Consider the following 16,004-nt stretch of genomic DNA (forward strand, 5'->3'; position numbering starts at 1 on the left):
CCTCCTGCCCCAGGCAGGAGGCCCGCCCCGCACCCACACCGTTGAACCAGCCCACCTGGGGGCCGTCCGCCCAAGCGAGCGGCCCCCAGGCGCTGTCACCTTGGTGGCGGCGAACTCGCCATGTCTGGGGCCCAGCCGGCTCTTCGTGTGCGACGACACGGTGAACACGAAGGGCTCCCGGGCTGGAGACAGTTGCCCTGGGCATGGGGCACCGCCGGGTCGCGGCCCATCTGGAGCTGTTCGGCATCGTCGGGGCCGTCGAAGGCGTCGTTGATTACAGCTGTCGGCAACGGGAGACGCCCGGAGCCGTACCAGTTGCTCTATCGCCCTGGTCTGCGGGCCGAACCCGTCGCGGTGTGCTCAGCCCCTCAGCCCTTCCCAGCAGGCAGCCCTCACCTATTGCCCGATAGCGTTCGGTTCGAATGCTTTGAAGCAGACAGCCCGGCCCGAACTGCAGATCTCAGCGTCCATCGGGAGACTCCTGCCCTCCGGGAATTCGTACGCGAGGAACGTAAACGTCCTGCCCGAGGGGAACCTCACGGTGGCTTCCTGCAGCGGGGTTGCGTGCTCCGGCGTACCGCCGGTGTAGGCGAAGGGCCCGCTGGTGTTCTCGACGACGCTGACGGTGAGCCACAACCGGTGCGGCTGGGATGAGCTGCCAAGGCCGTGCGGAGCAGCTCTTCCCACGTGCACGTATCCCTGCGGCTTCCGCTTCGCTGCAAGCCCGAAGCACTGCGTGCCGGCCGCCCCCTCGCGCATCGTCACCAGGCAGTAGGTGTTGGCGTCTGGCATCCAGACAGCATCGCCCGTATCCGCCGCCTGGCCGCGCCGGAGAACCGCCACCTCTGACGTCGCCGGAACAGGCCGACCCGTGGGAAATAGCGCTCCCTTTCTGTATGCCTTGACCAGCTCCGTGTCCTCCACGGTGAACGCCGCCGCGCCCAGTGGCGTGGCGGGACCGGGCTCGGGCGGCTCGGGAGAACTCGAGGAAGCGGGAGCAGAGGAAGGGGGAGGAGAACTGAGAGGAGGGTCAACCTCCGTGCAACCGGTCACCATCAACAGCAGTACGCCGACACTCGCAAGAAGCCCGCGCTTCATCGATCACCCCCCGGTTGCAGGGATCATAGCTGCATGCAGCCGTTGTGACTTAGCGTCAAAGATGACCAGTGCACCAAACCAATGTCGGGTCCGAACTGCCGGCTTGCCGCCACTTCAGTACTCAGGCCCGCCGGCTCATCCGCCGGCTCGCCGAGTGAAGTGCTCGGTCGCAGGCAGTTTTCATGGCGGCCTCACCACAGGCATTTGCCGGCTGGACGGGACGCCGTGGTCACGACGCAGGTGCGGCGGGGACACGCACTCCTCGGCGGCGCCCTTCAGCACCAAAACGGCGCCACCCCTTTAGCAAAGCCCCCACATCACAGCAAACATCTGGTCACGAGACACAGCGACTACTGAAGACGAAACGCCAAGCCACTGAAGAACCGCCGCCGGACATCATCCACGAGCTCGCCCGATGCCGGTGCTGGTCGCGGCGGGCCGGCTACCCCGCGGGCCTCGGGCGGCGGGGCATGGCGTCGAGGACCGCCCAGACGCGGCGGCCGTCGTCGGCGAGGTCGTCGCCGCAGCTCTCCACGGTAGCCAGGGCGTGGAGTTCGGCGAAGACGTCTCCTTCGGGGAGGGATCCGGCCTGGTGGCTGAGCGCGACCACGAGGATCTTGTCCGCCTGGTCGGCGACGTGCACGCTGACGCGGCGTCCGCCGTCCCGTACGGCCGCGTCGACGAGGAACCGTACGGCGGCCCGCAGATCGGGCTCGTCCAGTCCCGGGTAGCCCCAGCCGCGCACCGTTGTCACGGCCTGGTCGGCGGCCTTTTTCGCGGCCCACTGGTCCGCCCGATAGGTCAGGGCCGCGGTCTGCCGGTTCCGGATCTGCATCCGCGGGCGGGGCAGGCTCAGCTGGGTCGTCGATTTGGTGGCCGGCTGCGGCCTGGGAGCCTCCACCGGCTTCTTCTGCGGGGGCGGCGTCTTCGGCGGGTACGACGGCGGGACCTTGGGGCCCTTGGCCTCTGGAACGGTCAACTCGTCCTCCGGAAATCACACATGCGCGTAGCTCTGTCCCATCTTGGCAGTCCCCATGGGTGCGGGGGACGAAACGAGGCCTTCGGTGGTGCTGGCCCTGTTGCCTCTCCCCCGGCCCCTTGGGCGCATGGACGTCGTAAATGCCGGTGCAGGTGAAGCGAGGCTGCTTCTGCGCCTCACAGGGTCCAACGCAAGACGTGCAGGAAGTCGTCGTCGTCCATGGGGTGATCCGCCGAGCACCTCGGCGGCTCGGGGTTCGCGCCGTGCGCCAGCTCAGCCTGAAGCAGGAGATGATCCCTGGTCTCCGCGCATCCTCGGCACCGGTACGCAATGTAGAAGCTCGTAACGATCCCCGTGTATCGGCCGGGGGTCATGAACAGCGCCGAGGAGAGGGCTACCGGCACCTCTTCGATGGTCACTGTGGCACCACGACGCTCGTGAGCCGCGACGAAGGCGGCGAGCCCGGCAGAGCCGAGACCTTCCATCCCGCTGACCGATCGAAGGTTGATCCTGACGCTCGTGGCTCCGACCAACTCCCGTCCGCGGGGCAGCGTGGCTTCTCGGAACCCCGACCCGATGAAACCGGTGACGAAGACCACGGCCTCACCGCCGGTCCTCTCGACACTGATCCGCACAACGCGCTCCGTTCCTCCGGTCACGCCATCCAAGGCCGAGCAGGATTATCGCCAGGTCGCCGGTCCGGCCCGCGAGGGGCAGGCAAGCCAACGGGCCGCGGTGCTCCGCGCTGGCCGAGGTAGTGCGGGCGGCCATCACAATGTCTGGGTCATGACCATCGTGTCGCACTCGTCGGGATCCCCCAAGACGTGGTGCAGCCTGGGACGCTGCTTGGTTCCTGTGACCCGCAACGACATGCCCGTACTCCCCCCGTCGCGCAGCTCGAGATTGACGTGCACCTCCATCCAGTCCTTGTCGGACGGGTCCCTCTCCAGTCCCCACATGCCCTTGCCGGTTGTCGGGAGTGTGGGGTAATTGCTGATGTTTCCGACGGAGTCGTAGTCGGGGTGGTCCATGCAGTCGGCGACCGAGAGGGTCCCATCCTCTGAGAGAGTCAAAGCGCCTCTCGGAAGACCGGCGTAGGTCCCGACGACGTCGGCGGCGGCCACGTCCTTCAACGGTTTGCCCTCGCAGCCCAGATAGACGTCTGACCATGCGCACGAGGTCAGGCCGGCGGCTGCCGCCACGACCAAGGCCAGCGGCATGGCCCATCTGGCCTCGCTGAATATCGCCTTCACCGGACGACGTGACATCTCTTACCCCTCTTGTCATCGCGATTCCGCCCCAGCGGGTCGCCTCTCCATCGGTTGAACGCGTTCAACATAGCGGGTCGTCTGTTTCGCAGGTACGCGGGGTCGGCGTGCGGCGATGCACTCGGCGCCGCTGCCGAAGATGTGACTTGAACGCGTTCAAGTGATGTGTGAGCATGACCGCCGAAGGCTGCGGATCGACATGGATCCGGCCTCGCCGCCGACATCACAGCCGTCGGCAAACATGACTGCCCGTCTGGAGCCGACGCTGCCCTGCGGGCGTGAGAGGGATGAAATGATCCTGTGGCTTGCGTTGCTGCTCGTAGCGGTGGCTCTCACGATCTGGGCGCCCTTCGCCGCGGCTTGGGCCTCCATCGAGCTGACCCGCCACATGCCCGGTCTTGCTCGGATCGGCATCACGGTGCTCGCCGTGGCCGGGTCCTTGTGGTGGTTGGCGTTTCCTTCGCTCGGGTGGGCGACATTCGCAGCCCTGGTGACGTGGGTTGCGGTCGCCATGGCGACCGCCGAAGCGAGGCAGCGGCGGCGGGCTCGCCTCACCGTCGTGCCCCCCGTCTGGCAGCAGACGCAGACCTACGGCTCCCACGGCTCCAACGGCTCCCACTGAACGAATCCCGGGGGTGACGCCGTCCAAGGACGGCGTCGTCCGCGCCCTGTCATGGACTGTGACAGCGTGGTGTGGCGCGTGTGGGGCCACCGGCCCGCCGGAACGATGTCGCTCCCGGGGGCGATAACCCCCTTGGGGTGCGACGCACCGGGACTATGGTCGGGCGGGCAAGGCGAGGGCGAGGGCGAGGGAGCGGCCGTACGTGGGAAGCGGAACAGAAACGCCGGAGGAACCTTTCGGCTACGCGGTCGTGGCCAGCGTACGCCGGGAGCTCGCGTACGGGCCCGGCGCAGTGGAGACCAAGCGCGGAACAAAGCACTTCCCGCCGGGCGGGAAGGTCTGGCTCGTACTGCCCCGGTGGGACTGGGGGCACGGGCGCGTCATCGCCGTCGGCCGGCATCGCGGGTCACCGCGACAGGCGTGCGTCATCGTGCCCGTCTGGCACCTGGAGAACTTCCGCGTGCGGGGCCTCTACAGCCCGACCGTGGCGCGCCGGTTGAACGGGGCGTGGTCTTCCATGGGGTTGTGGGATTCCGCTGACGCAGCCCGCCCGTGGGTGGAGCGTTGGAGCTCCGGTGCAGGGCTGTACGAACAGGATCCCCGAGCGGCAGACCACCATTCCCCACGCTGACGTGGGCGCTTCGATCTCTGACGCGGGTCCGTCTTGACCGGAGTCGGGCCCTCACCGGGGTGCCCACGCGTCCGAAGTCGAAGCGCTGGGGATCAGCCGTTACGACCCCCACGAGAAGACATGGTCAGAACCCATGCCGTTCAATCAGTGGATCGGCCTTCCGTCGGGCGTTTGTCGGCGGACGATCTGTGCGATGGCATGGAACAGCTCGGCAGACATCGGGATCACCCTCTCCCGGTCGCTCTTGGAGGGCGCCACCACCAGGAGGGCGACGACCTCGCCGTTCGGCCGTTGGTATTGGCGGACGCTCAGGTGCGTCAATTCAGTGAGTTCCTCGACTCGGATGCCGCTGTGCGGCAGGAGTTCGACGGTTGCCCACTCCCAGAAAACGGTGTCTTCGGTCATGGTCAGGTCGAGTACGTCGGTCCGCTGCGGAGTCTGTGCGGCTGTAGCGCCGTCCGTTGACCGTGTACCAGACAGACCTCATTTCGACCGCGGAAGGGAACGAGCACTTCTTCGTCTCCTATACCAGCGGAAGCGTTCTCTCCTCGCAGGCGGTGATCGACGACCAATACCGATACGACCCAAACGCCGCCAGCGCCGCCTTCCGGCCGTGGACCACTTCCATCAAGTCGGGTTCCTTCTACTCCCAAAGCACCCTCGGGCTCAGAATGCACACGGCAGGGCGGGCACCACCCCACCGCGGTCCGCCGTGCTGGGCAAGCCGCCGTCCGGGGGCGGCTTGCCCAGGCGCCGTCGGGTCAGGTGGTGGGGGTGAGGCCGGTGGGGACTTGCCACTGGTAACGGCGGCCCTTGTTGGTCATGCGCAGACCCTGCTTGAGGACGGCCAGACCGAGTTCGTTGGACGCCTTGGCGAGGAGGGGCACGGTGTCGCCGGCCTTGCCGTAGCCGAGGCTGAGCGGGGACTGGCCCGCGAGGGCGAGTTTCGTCAGGTCGGCGGGTGGGACGGAGACCGTGTCGGCGGCCTTGTCTCCGATGATGTGGCGGATCAGGGAGGGACCCACGCCGGCGAACAGCGGGGTGGGCAGGACTTCGCGGATGAAGTCGAGTACGCCCTTGGTCAGGACGGTGCCTGCTTCGGAGGAGCGCTGGTGACGGTGCAGGACCGCCTCCACCAGGGCGGTGCCCTCCGCGAAGGACACGGGGTTGACCCGTTCGTCCACTCCGAGGACGTGCCCGACGATCCGCCACAGGTGGAAGAAGGCGTCCCGGTCCTGGACGGGGAGTTCCACGCCGAGCTTGGCCAGGCCCTGGGGGATGATGACGGAGAAGCTCATCAAGGTGGCGGCCAGGTCTTCCTGGTTGACCGGCAGGCCCCAGGCGGTGTCCCAGTCCTCCTTGCGGACGAGGTGGTAGCGCATCGTGGCGTGCAGGAGGCGGATCTTCTGCGCGGAACGCACCCCGTGCGCGGACGGCGCCAGGCTGCCGGTCTCCAGGACGTCGATGACGAACTGTGAGGTTTCCATCAGCCTGCGGTACACGCCCTGGGTCAGACGCGTGGAGCGGTAGAGGACCTGCGCGCCGTCGGCGCAGCCGTAGCAGAGCGGCAGGGAGCCGCACAGCAGGGTGGTCACGAAGTGGCCCTGGTAGCGGCCGAACAGGCCCTGGCCCCGGGTGATCAGGGCCGGGTCCGCCCAGTCGGGCAGGACCGCGCTGCGAATGAAGTACTCCTCGAGCTTCGGGGGCAGTCCGGCCGGAACCGCCTGGGCGTTCCCTTCCAGCGATAGCAGGGCCTCACGCACCTGATCCTGCCGGCCGAGTTCGTAGATCTCCTCGATCGCAGCGTCCGCCAGCGGATCGCCGGCCTTCCGCAGCGGGTCCAGCACTTCATCGGTCCACTTCGTCGTGGGCATACGCGTCTCCACACACAGATCGCGGGGAACAGAAGGGGAATGCGGCAGCACGGACGGAAGCACATCGCCGCCCGCCGCACGCAGGACCACCGTTCTATCCCCCGGCCTACCCCCGCGGCAGGGCTGCTCACCCGCACGGAGCAGGCAGAAACGACACCCCACCACCCGCACAGACGGCACCACCGCGTCCGGGGAGTCGGCGTCATACGGCTCAGCCGACAGCCTCCAGTCCGGGTCCGTCGAGTTCGTGTCCCCCATGAACCACAACAACGGCGCCGTGCCCCGCCCCAGTTCCCGTCGCCCGGTAGATCCGCAGTCTCTTGCCCTCGCTCAGCGCACCGTTCCTCTCGCACACATCCACACTGCCGCTACGCGGCTTGTCGAAGTACGAGTACGCCTCAGGGAACTCCCAGCGGCACGAGCCCGCGGCCGCGGTCAGCCCCTGCCTGCCCGCCGGGCAGCTTCCCCGGCGGGCACCTCCAGGCGCAGCCGCGGCCGTCCAGGACTCCAGCCACTCAAGCGCCTTGGCCAGGTCCGTCGTCATCGGAACGAGCGTCCACGGGCCGTCAGGGCATGGTCGGTTAACAGTGCCTCCAGCACCGTGCGCCACTCCGAGTAGGGACGCGTCAAGAGCTCTACCCCGTCCTGCTGCAAGTACGGGCAGCAGTTGGCCCCCGTAGACCTCGCGGTGGTCGATGAGGCCCACAGGACTTCGGGCTCGACGGGTAAGGCGTGGGCCGACATCCGCAACCAGAGCGTCATCCCGGTGCACCGCGCCGCTCCGGCCGGCCGGCCGGTGCTTGACCTGAACCTTGGTTGACGTACGAGAGTCGTGTCATCGAACGGCAAGACGAGGAGGTTCCGATGACACTGCCCAGGATCCTGGTGACCGGCGCGACTGGAAAGGTCGGCGGCTCGGTGGTGACCCAACTGCACGCGAGGGGCGTGCCCGTGCGGGCGCTGGTGAGAAGGGATGCGGACTTCCCGGAGGGTGTGCAGGCGGTACGCGGCGATCTCGGTGATCCCGCGTCGCTGGGCACGGCTTTGGAGGGCGTCGATGCGGTCTTCCTGGTGTGGCCGTTCCTTAGCGCGGAGGGCGCGTCGGACGTGATCGAGACGATCGGGAAGCGCGCCCGACGGGTGGTGTACCTGTCATCCGCGGGGGTCGGGAGCGAGAAGGAGAAGCCGGGCGAGGCGATCACCATGTTCCATACGGAGCTGGAGCGGCTGATCGAGGCATCGGGCCTGGAGTGGACGGCGCTGCGGCCCACCGGGTTCGCGAGCAACACGCTGGGCTGGGCGGAGGAAGTCCGTACTACCGGTGCGGTACGGGCGCCGCTGGCAAGGCTGGCTCGTCCGCTGATCCACGAGGCGGACATTGCTGCGGTAGCCGTTCAGGCGCTGACGACCGATGCCCTGCTCGGCGCCCGCCCCCTGATCACCGGCCTCGAACTGATCACCCAGGAACGGCAGGTGGCTCTGATCAGCGAGACGATTGGGCGGCCGGTCCGGTTCGAGGAGGTCGCAATGGACGAGGCCATCGAGCAGATGAAGGCCGCAGGCTACCCGGCAGAGCTGGTGGAGGCCGTATTGCCGGCCCAGGCGAAGATGCTCGACAATCCGGAGCCGGTCAACGATGAGGTGGAGCGCATCACGGGCACCCCGGCCCGATCATTCCGGGAGTGGGTGGTGGACCACGCGGCGGACTTCCGCTGAGAGGGCAGGCCAGTGGCGCCGCTGTCCGGCCATGGGGCAGCGCAGGTGAAGCCGCGTGTGTTCCCCGAGTGGCGCAAGGACGGTCAGTCGTTCAAGGTGAATGGGTGAGCCAGGTGAGCCCGCCCGGCTCAGTTTGCCGCCGCCGCGTTTGGCCACATCCGAGGGCTTGCCCGCCCTGATGTCCCAGGTCCGCCCTGTCTCTGAAGACGGCATCAGTTCCTCGCGGAGGTCACTATGCATACCTCGCCACGACGTCTGGCAGCCACAGCTGTGCTCGCGGCTGTGCTTGCCACGGGGGCGTCGACGACCGCCTCAGCACAGCCCACGCCTTCTCCGTCCCCGAAGTACAAAGTCGGCGAAGCCATCACACCTCCCGACCGGCCCCTGCCCCAGTGTGCCGCCGGCACCGGCAACGCCTACGTCATCCTCGACGAGGGACATGCGATCGTCATCGATGGCACCGCCCACTTCGTCCAAGCCGTCCTCACCCGCGGACAGACCTACACCGACGGAACCTTCAAGGTGACGTTCAACCAAGACGGCAAGACCATCACCCACACCTCCGACGGAAGCAGCGAACCCGTCACCGAGACCTGCGAGCCCGCCCGTTGACAGCCTCCCCCCGGTAGGAAACCGGCTGGATGCTGGGACCGGTTGTCGACCTCGACGAACAACAGCGGGACCTGGTCCTGCGGGGCGGGTGAGCACGATGTCGGCCTGGGCGCCGCCTTGCCTGGCGCACTCCACGTGCCGGTGGCGGTGACGGGCAGCGGGACCTCGGTCGCGTACGGGGCGATCGCGCTGACACCGGCGGGCGGCGTCGACGGGGGCCTGTGCGGCCGCCTGGGCTTCAGCCGGCTCCTCGGTGAGCAGCCGACCCAAGTCGTCCTGAATCCGCGCTCGCTCACCGCTGAACCGTGCCTGCCTCCTCAGCGCCCACTCGGGCCGTCAGCCGTTGGTCGCCTCGTCGCGGCTTCGGGAGAACAGGTCTCCGGGTCTCCGGGTGTGTAGAAGCTGAGATTGATGCGCGCTCCGGGGGCTGCGACGGGTTCGGCGAGGCAGGTCGTGAGCCGGCCGGGCCCGTGAACCGCGTGGCGGACGGGAAGCTCGGAGCCGTCGAAATAGGGGATCGGGGCCGCAGCGTGCTCTCGATAGAGCGGTCCGGACACGGGGTCGTTGAGGACGTCGTGTACGAGACGGCCGATCGCCGGGTTCTCCGGGCGCAGCTCCACGCTGTGCTTCAGGTGGGGCATCATCGCCGGCACCCAGTGGGTCTCCCAGTGCATCAGGACATCGGTGCGGGCCTCGGGGTCGAGGAGCATCCAGCGCATGATGTTGGCGGGGGCTTGGCCGCGGGGGAAGAGGCGTCGGTAGTCCTCGTTGTGGGCCACGACGTTCCATTCGGCGTCGCTGACGTACGCCAACGCACCGTGGATGTGGTTGGTGACCCGCTGCCACGCCCCGGCTATGGACGTCCCCGAGCTGCCGTGCAGGACATGAGGGGGGCTCTCCTTGCGGGTGATCAGCCACAGGAACGCCCACTCCTGCTCGTCCAGCCGCAGCGTCCTGGCGACTGCGGTGAGCAGATCAGCACCAGGGCCGGCGAGCTGACCGTTCTCGAACCGGTTGTACGTGCCCGGAGTGCGCATGAGCAGCACGTCCATCTGCTCCTGACTCAGACCGGCGGCCCGCCGACCGGGACCAGGCCCTCGCTTGGGGAAACCCATGCTCACAGGATCGATCGCGGCTCGGCGCGCCTGCAGGATCCCCTTGAGGCGGCCTCGGTCGCTGGCCGACGGCTTCATCCGGCACCTTCCACTCGGGCTGCGCCCGGGCGGCAGCCAGGGCGGCCCAATTATCTGCACTCACCGACCCTGGAAAGGATGATCACACAGCGCCATACTCACCTCGGAGCCGCCCGCCGCCCACTCCGTGGAGTGCGTTACCCCGCACGGCGGTTCGGACCGCCTGGACCAGGCAGGGCCCGAAGGTCCGGCCGGCGGCGCGACGTCCGCTCCGCTGGTGCCCGGTCCCAGAACACGTCTCACCGTCCCCGAGCGCCCCGTTCCCTGACCGGCAGGCGCCAAGGGGCCGACAGTAAACCCTCGTGGAGATCACCTTCATGCATCCAAGCCCACGCCGACGACGCCTGCTCGCCGCTGTTCCCGTGCTGCTGCTCGCCGCGCTCCTGTCACCGGCGGTGACCGCGAGCGCCTCCCCCGCAGCACCCGAGGTCCCGGAAGCTGCCCGGATCGAGCTGGTTCTCGACCTGTCCGGATCGATGAACCAGAACGACGCCGGCGGCCAGACCCGCCTCGCCGCCGCCAAGCAGGCGGTCACCCGGATCATCGAGACCGCCCCCGAACAGGCCCCGCTGGGACTGCGCGTCTACGGCGCCACGTATCCCGGAGAGGACAAGAAGCAAGGCTGCGCCGACACGCAGCAGGTCCTGCCGGTCGCTGTGATGGACCGGGCGGCGCGTGCCGACGCCAAGCAGCGGGTCGACGGCTTCAAGGCGGTCGGGTTCACACCGATCGGCGTGTCGCTGCGCGAAGCGGCCAAGGACCTCGGCACGAGCGGCAAGCGCCGCATCATCCTGGTCTCGGACGGTGACGACACGTGTGCGCCGCCGCCTCCGTGCGAGGTCGCCCGCGAGCTCAAGGCACAGGGCGTCGACCTCGCCGTGGACGTGGTCGGGTTCCGGACGCCCTCCTCGGCACGCGCGCAGTTGAAGTGCATCGCCGACGTGACCAACGGGTCGTACGCGGACGCCGACGACGCCGACTCGCTGACCGCCAATCTGGGCACCCTGTTCCGTAAGGCGTGGCGTACCTACCACGCCACCGGAAAGCCGGTCGCGGGCTCCCTCAACGGCTGCCAGGACGCTCCGCTGGTCACGCCGGGCCAGTACCTGGACAAGTTCACCGGGGGGCGCGACCTCTACTACAAGGTCAAGAAGCGGCCGGACCAGCGGCTCCAGGTGAGCGCCACCGCCGTCGCCGAGGAGGGGTACTCGCGCGGCTCCATCATCACCGTCGCCGCCGGGCCTGCGAGCGACGGCAAACCGTACCGCTGGCTCCGGGAGTTCGAGCAGTCGATGGGCTGGGCGAACATCATCTCCGCCGGTGGTCGCAGCAAGCCCGCAGCGGGCGACGAGACGCCCGCGCCGGACGACACCGGCTGCATCCTGGTCGAGAACCAGGTGACCCGGTCCGGCGACAAGCCGATGCCCGTCGAGCTTCTCGTCGGCATCGCCGACAACACGACCCAGGCGGCCGGCCCGCGGGTTCCGCAGCCCCGCACCGGGGCCGACGCGGAGGGCGGCTTCTCCTTCAACAGCGCCACCCCGATCGGACCGGGCACGCACCGGCAGTCCATCGCCGTCGGTGAGGCCCCCTTCTGGCGCGTGGAGCTGAAGGCGGGCCAGAAGTTGACGGTCAAGGCCGGCGTGGACATCCCCGGCGACTTCCCCAACTCCACCGTCACGGGGTGGGGCCTCACCGTCTACAACGCCCAGCGCAACCCGACGCAGTGCAACGGGGAGCACAGCTCCACCGAGCTCTTCGCCGGCCGGACCGGGCACATCGAGCGCGTCTGCGGTCCCTGGAACATCACCGAGCAGGACGACACGAAGAGCCCCGACTCCAAGGGATACGACGTGCCCGGTACCTACTACATCCAGGCGCAGGTCGCCGAGCCGGCCGACAAGGCGAAGGGCATCGTCGTACCGATCTCGCTGACCGTCGACGTGTCCGGCACTCCGCGTTCCGGAAACAGCCCGGTGTTCTTCTTCGGTGACGAGGCCGCCCAGGGCCCCGCGCCGTCCGGTGCGGACGGGAGCGGCGAACAGGGCGGGACCGCCGGCCCGACGGCTGCCGCGAAGGACGAGGAGTCGCCCGTGGGCAAGCTCGCGCTCCTGGCCGGCGCCGGCGCCGGGGTTCTCCTGCTCGGCGGCATCGCCTTCTACGCCCTCAGGCGCCGCGGGGCAGCCTGACACCGGCGCCGGTCGTCCGCCTCGGGCTGAGCAGTGGACCACCGTGTCGACGCCGCGGGGGCAGCCGGGATACGGCTGCCTCCGCGGTTGGCACGTACGGCGACCCGGTTGCGCATACCTGTGTCCGCTTTGACGTTGCGCCCTGCGACCCGCGCCGATCTTCCTGCGGTGCTCGCCCTGCTCGCAGACGAGGAGGACGTGGTGGATCCGGTGATGGTCACGGTCACGGAGGCGTACGAGCGCGCCTTCGCGGCGATTGACTCGGACCCGCGCAACGAGATGCTGGTCCTGCTCGATGACTCCGACGACCAGGGCGCGGGCGCGGCCGGCACCGTGGTGGGCTGCCTGCAGGCAACGTACATCCCCGGTCTCGGCAAAGGCGGCGCGGAGCGGGCCCTGATCGAGGCGGTGCGGATCCGTGCGGACCGGCGTGGTGGTGGGCTCGGCCGGATCGTGATGGAGCGCGCGGTCATCCGGGCACGCGCGAGGGGCTGGGAGCTTGTCCAGTTGACCAGCAACAAGGAGCGGGAGGACGCGCACCGTTTCTATGCGGGGCTGGGCTTCACGAGCAGTCACGAAGGGTTCAAGCTCGCGCTGTAGGCTCTGCCGCCTGCGGTGATCGTGCGGGGCGGAGGCTGCGGAGCCACATCACCGCCCCGCGCAGGTGGCGCTTGGCGAGGTAGCTCTCGAGCGTCTCGTCGTAGCTGGTGGCGAGCCCACGCCATGCCTTGATCTTGTTGATGCAGCGTTCCACACCGTTGCGTTCCTTGTAGAACTCGGTGTCGTGGGAGACCGGGCGCCCTGCCCCTGTCTCGGCGACCGCGCCCGGCCGGGTGCGCGGGCGGCCGACCGGCCTCCCTCACGCGTGCCCGGCACCGGCGGCTTCGCGCGGGCGAGGTGGCCGACCGCCGAAGCTGTCACCCGCGGCCCGACACCGCAACGAAACGCCCCCAGGGCTTCCGTCAGCCGGTCCGCCGCCCACCCCGCACCCACCGGACCCCGTGATCAGGAATCGCATCAGGGGCTCCTACGAAAGGACGGGCCCCGGGGGGCGCGCCTTGACGCCCCTCAACCGACGGGTACCTGCTGGTTCCGCCCCTGCTCCGGCTGCCCGGGATGCGGCGCCGAGCCCGGACTGAATCCTCTGACGATCAGCCACCCGGCCAGCGCCAGCTCCCAGGCGAACACCGGAAGCGCGGCGGCTGCCCCCGCCACTGACAGCTGTGCGTAGGCTCCGAACATCACCGCGACGGCCGAGGCGCAGATCAGCGGCCCGCCGACCAGCCCGAGCACGGCGATGAAGCGCGGCACGAGGCGTGCCCGGTACGCCAGGTACGCGAGCAGGACGGTGTTCAGACCGAGGGCGATGTTGGGCCCGAGCAGGAATGTCCAATCGTGCACGGCCGCCAGCGCCATGTCGGCGCCGGCCGCCGCCGCATCCGCATCCGCGTCCCGCCGAAGGGTGACGAGCGCGAGGACTGCGACGATCCCGAGGGCGATGACGGCCGCTTCCAGCAGACGCCCGAAGGCGTACCCGAGCGCGAGCCCCTCGCCGTGGCGACGCAGGACGGGGAACAGCGTCGCCCCGGTACCGGCTACCGCCACCACCAGCAGCACTTCGCAGAGCACTCCGAGCAGCGCCTGCGTGTCGGCGCCCCGCGGGAGTTGGCCGTCCGCCGCGCCCAGCAGGGGGCGGTACAGGACCGCCCCGGCTATCGCGGCGACCTCGGTCAGCAGGAACAGCGACCCTGTGGCCACTGCGGTTCTCCGGTCCGGACTCATCCTTTGGTGCTCCTCGCTCCATGGTGGTGTACGCCGTACACCTGGCAGCAACCCTAGGTGTACGGCGTACACTCGTCAAGGAGAGGGCACTGCCGCTGAGGAGAGAGGTCGAACCGCGATGACCCGCCGGGAAGCCACGCACACGCAACGGATCCCTCTGACGAGGGACCGCGTCCTGGCCGCCGCCGTCGCGCTCGCCGACGCCATCGGCATCGACGCGCTCAGCATGCGCAGGCTCGCGCAGGACTTGGACGTCGTACCGATGGCTCTCTACAAGCACGTGGCCAACAAGGAGGAGCTGCTCGACGGCATGGCCGACGCCGTCATCGGCCAGATCGACCCGCCGGCCGCGGGCCCCGACTGGCAGCCCGTGGTCCGCAGGCGGATCCTCTCGGCCCGGCAAGTGCTGCTGCGCCACCCCTGGGCGGCCCAGGTCATCCAGTCGCGGAGCGGCCCCACCCCGGCCGTGCTGGCGTACCTGGACTCGATGGCCGGGAGCTTCCGGAACGGCGGCCTCTCCGCCGACCTCACGCACCACGCCATGCACGCGATGGGCAGCCGCCTGCTCGGCTTCAGCCAGGAACTGTTCGCGCCCTCGGGCACCTCCGCCCCGCCGGACCCGGGGCTGGCGGCGCGCTACCCGCACATCGCGGAACTGGCCGCGACGGCCGCCCACGACGGGGGCTCCACGGTCGGGGGCGGCGGCTGTGACGACCAGTTCGAGTTCGAATTCGCCCTGGACCTCCTCCTGGACGGCTTCGAGGACCTCCGCCGCCAGGGCTGGACGTCCGCGCGGAAGGCGTAGGGATGCCGGGCGGGTGGGGCTGGCTGGTCTAGGTCTGGAGGGCGGTGGGCGGGGAAGCCGGCCGAGGCCGGGCCAGGGGTCGCGCGCCAGCGCCGTGCGCTCCGCCGTTCACACGAGGATACGGCCACACACAGCTCGCGGGCGGCGCGACGACCCGTAGAGCAAGTAGGCCCGTCCGCACGGCCATCCAGGGCGCACGGGTGCCCACCCGGCCTGACCCTCGCGCGGCGCACGGCCTCCACGGCCCCCGGCGGGCCGCGCTGATGTCACGGCCTGCATCGGATCGTGCAACCAGATCGGGCGGCCGGCGCCGTGCGCCGGGCGCCCCACCCCGGGCCGGAGCCACGGCCGTCTTCCTGTGGTCAGCGTGGTGGGACACCGCGCAGCCGGCCAGGACGAGTGCCGCGACAGCGAGCCGAGCGCCGGAGTCTTGTCAGTGGATGACGTCGAAGACCTGCTTCTGCAGGCCGTTGGCGTACGTCTCGTGCTCGACCAGCTTGAGCTTCTGGGTGTCCTTGTCGGTGGCGCTGAAGAGCCGCTTGCCGGCGCCGAGCAGCAGCGGGAAGACGAGCAGGTGGTAGCGGTCGATCAGGCCGGCATCCGAGAGGGCCTGGTTCAGGGAGGCGCTGCCGTGGACGATGACGGGGCCGCCCTCGGTCTCCTTGAGCGCGGCGACGTCGTCGAGCGAGCGCAGGATCGTGGTCTCGCCCCAGTTCGACACCAGGTCGTCGCCGGTGAGGGTGGTGGAGACGACGTACTTCGGCATCACCTTGTAGTCGGCGAAGTCCGCCATGTCGGGCCACACCGGGCTGAACGCCTCGTAGCTGGTCCGGCCCATCAGCATCGCGGTGGCTTCCTTCTGCTCCCGGCCCTTGATCTCGAATGCCTCGGGGAGGAACTCGATGTCTTTGAAGGTCCAGCCGGAGTTCCGGTAACCGGGCTCGCCTCCCGGGCCCTCCACGACGCCGTCGAGCGATATGAAGGCGGTGCTGATCAGGGTACGCATCTCAAGTTCCTCTGTGTCTCGTGTCTGGGTCTCGGTGTGCGGCCGGTGCATGCTGTGGCCCACCTCGTGGCTGCGGTGCAGCAACCATGATCTATGACTGTGGATCTTGGAAGAACTCATCGGTCGTCACCCAGCCTTTTTCGTGGCCTCCGTCGGGCTTACCTCGGGAGCCACACACGTGCCGATGGCGAGAACCGCCGGCACCGCAACAGCGACGGGCGGTGCATGA

15 protein-coding genes are annotated in these 16,004 nt (G+C 69.1%); 6 read left to right on the plus strand and 9 right to left on the minus strand.

Annotated elements, in window-relative coordinates; all coding sequences use genetic code 11:
* Positions 1–396: 396 nt before the first annotated feature.
* The 4 genes from ACZ6I1_RS29315 to ACZ6I1_RS29330 form a co-directional block, all read right to left on the minus strand.
* Positions 397–792: a hypothetical protein gene (locus tag ACZ6I1_RS29315; RefSeq protein ID WP_469291910.1), complete on the minus strand. Its 396-nt coding sequence runs from the start codon at positions 790–792 to the stop codon at positions 397–399.
* Positions 793–1,540: 748 nt separating this feature from the next.
* A complete protein-coding gene (locus ACZ6I1_RS29320; protein ID WP_469291911.1) occupies positions 1,541–2,077 on the minus strand; it encodes a hypothetical protein in 537 nt (178 codons plus the stop codon).
* 176 nt (positions 2,078–2,253) lie between these two features.
* Positions 2,254–2,712: a hypothetical protein gene (locus tag ACZ6I1_RS29325; protein ID WP_469291912.1), complete on the minus strand. Its 459-nt coding sequence runs from the start codon at positions 2,710–2,712 to the stop codon at positions 2,254–2,256.
* A gap of 135 nt (positions 2,713–2,847) precedes the next feature.
* A complete protein-coding gene (locus ACZ6I1_RS29330) occupies positions 2,848–3,345 on the minus strand; it encodes a hypothetical protein (RefSeq protein WP_469291913.1) in 498 nt (165 codons plus the stop codon).
* A 292-nt stretch (positions 3,346–3,637) separates the two neighbouring features.
* Here ACZ6I1_RS29330 and ACZ6I1_RS29335 point away from each other — a divergent pair, with 292 nt between their 5' ends.
* A complete protein-coding gene (locus ACZ6I1_RS29335; RefSeq protein ID WP_469291914.1) occupies positions 3,638–3,967 on the plus strand; it encodes a hypothetical protein in 330 nt (109 codons plus the stop codon).
* Positions 3,968–4,742: 775 nt separating this feature from the next.
* Here the strand turns inward: ACZ6I1_RS29335 and ACZ6I1_RS29340 are convergent.
* Both ACZ6I1_RS29340 and ACZ6I1_RS29345 read right to left on the minus strand, forming a co-directional pair.
* Complete coding sequence (locus ACZ6I1_RS29340; RefSeq protein WP_469291915.1) at positions 4,743–5,003, minus strand: hypothetical protein; 261 nt, start codon at positions 5,001–5,003, stop codon at positions 4,743–4,745.
* 356 nt (positions 5,004–5,359) lie between these two features.
* Entirely contained in the window at positions 5,360–6,472 is a 1,113-nt protein-coding gene (locus ACZ6I1_RS29345; RefSeq protein ID WP_469291916.1) for an oxygenase MpaB family protein, read from the minus strand.
* An 864-nt stretch (positions 6,473–7,336) separates the two neighbouring features.
* On the opposite strand from ACZ6I1_RS29345, the gene ACZ6I1_RS29350 reads away from it, so the two are divergent.
* Both ACZ6I1_RS29350 and ACZ6I1_RS29355 read left to right on the plus strand, forming a co-directional pair.
* On the plus strand, positions 7,337–8,188 hold the full coding sequence (locus tag ACZ6I1_RS29350; protein WP_469291917.1) for an NAD(P)H-binding protein: 852 nt from the start codon (positions 7,337–7,339) through the stop codon (positions 8,186–8,188).
* 282 nt (positions 8,189–8,470) lie between these two features.
* Positions 8,471–8,800, plus strand: a complete 330-nt coding sequence (locus tag ACZ6I1_RS29355) for a hypothetical protein (RefSeq protein ID WP_469291918.1) — start codon at positions 8,471–8,473, stop codon at positions 8,798–8,800.
* A gap of 317 nt (positions 8,801–9,117) precedes the next feature.
* Here ACZ6I1_RS29355 and ACZ6I1_RS29360 read toward each other — a convergent pair whose 3' ends face one another.
* Entirely contained in the window at positions 9,118–9,993 is an 876-nt protein-coding gene (locus tag ACZ6I1_RS29360; protein ID WP_469291919.1) for an MmyB family transcriptional regulator, read from the minus strand.
* 317 nt (positions 9,994–10,310) lie between these two features.
* Between ACZ6I1_RS29360 and ACZ6I1_RS29365 the strand changes: the two genes are divergently transcribed.
* A complete protein-coding gene (locus ACZ6I1_RS29365) occupies positions 10,311–12,182 on the plus strand; it encodes a vWA domain-containing protein (RefSeq protein WP_469291920.1) in 1,872 nt (623 codons plus the stop codon).
* A gap of 129 nt (positions 12,183–12,311) precedes the next feature.
* Complete coding sequence (locus tag ACZ6I1_RS29370; RefSeq protein WP_469291969.1) at positions 12,312–12,782, plus strand: GNAT family N-acetyltransferase; 471 nt, start codon at positions 12,312–12,314, stop codon at positions 12,780–12,782.
* 468 nt (positions 12,783–13,250) lie between these two features.
* Here the strand turns inward: ACZ6I1_RS29370 and ACZ6I1_RS29375 are convergent, their stop codons facing one another.
* Complete coding sequence (locus tag ACZ6I1_RS29375; protein ID WP_469291921.1) at positions 13,251–13,940, minus strand: DUF4386 domain-containing protein; 690 nt, start codon at positions 13,938–13,940, stop codon at positions 13,251–13,253.
* A 142-nt stretch (positions 13,941–14,082) separates the two neighbouring features.
* Here ACZ6I1_RS29375 and ACZ6I1_RS29380 point away from each other — a divergent pair, with 142 nt between their 5' ends.
* Positions 14,083–14,769, plus strand: coding sequence for a TetR/AcrR family transcriptional regulator C-terminal domain-containing protein (locus ACZ6I1_RS29380; RefSeq protein WP_469291922.1), 687 nt, complete (start codon positions 14,083–14,085; stop codon positions 14,767–14,769).
* 433 nt (positions 14,770–15,202) lie between these two features.
* Here ACZ6I1_RS29380 and ACZ6I1_RS29385 read toward each other — a convergent pair whose 3' ends face one another.
* A complete protein-coding gene (locus ACZ6I1_RS29385; protein ID WP_469291923.1) occupies positions 15,203–15,775 on the minus strand; it encodes a dihydrofolate reductase family protein in 573 nt (190 codons plus the stop codon).
* Positions 15,776–16,004: the final 229 nt, after the last annotated feature.

This window comes from Streptomyces sp. NPDC046303 (assembly GCF_055588085.1).

Excerpts from the sequence above, each read along its gene's own strand:
- ACZ6I1_RS29315 (WP_469291910.1), bottom strand. The coding sequence starts at position 792 with ATGCCAGACGCCAACACCTACTGCCTGGTGACGATGCGCGAGGGGGCG.
- ACZ6I1_RS29330 (WP_469291913.1), bottom strand. The coding sequence starts at position 3,345 with ATGTCACGTCGTCCGGTGAAGGCGATATTCAGCGAGGCCAGATGGGCC.
- ACZ6I1_RS29335 (WP_469291914.1), top strand. The coding sequence starts at position 3,638 with ATGATCCTGTGGCTTGCGTTGCTGCTCGTAGCGGTGGCTCTCACGATC.
- ACZ6I1_RS29340 (WP_469291915.1), bottom strand. The coding sequence starts at position 5,003 with ATGACCGAAGACACCGTTTTCTGGGAGTGGGCAACCGTCGAACTCCTG.
- ACZ6I1_RS29345 (WP_469291916.1), bottom strand. The coding sequence starts at position 6,472 with ATGCCCACGACGAAGTGGACCGATGAAGTGCTGGACCCGCTGCGGAAG.
- ACZ6I1_RS29350 (WP_469291917.1), top strand. The coding sequence starts at position 7,337 with ATGACACTGCCCAGGATCCTGGTGACCGGCGCGACTGGAAAGGTCGGC.
- ACZ6I1_RS29360 (WP_469291919.1), bottom strand. The coding sequence starts at position 9,993 with ATGAAGCCGTCGGCCAGCGACCGAGGCCGCCTCAAGGGGATCCTGCAG.
- ACZ6I1_RS29365 (WP_469291920.1), top strand. The coding sequence starts at position 10,311 with ATGCATCCAAGCCCACGCCGACGACGCCTGCTCGCCGCTGTTCCCGTG.
- ACZ6I1_RS29380 (WP_469291922.1), top strand. The coding sequence starts at position 14,083 with ATGACCCGCCGGGAAGCCACGCACACGCAACGGATCCCTCTGACGAGG.
- ACZ6I1_RS29385 (WP_469291923.1), bottom strand. The coding sequence starts at position 15,775 with ATGCGTACCCTGATCAGCACCGCCTTCATATCGCTCGACGGCGTCGTG.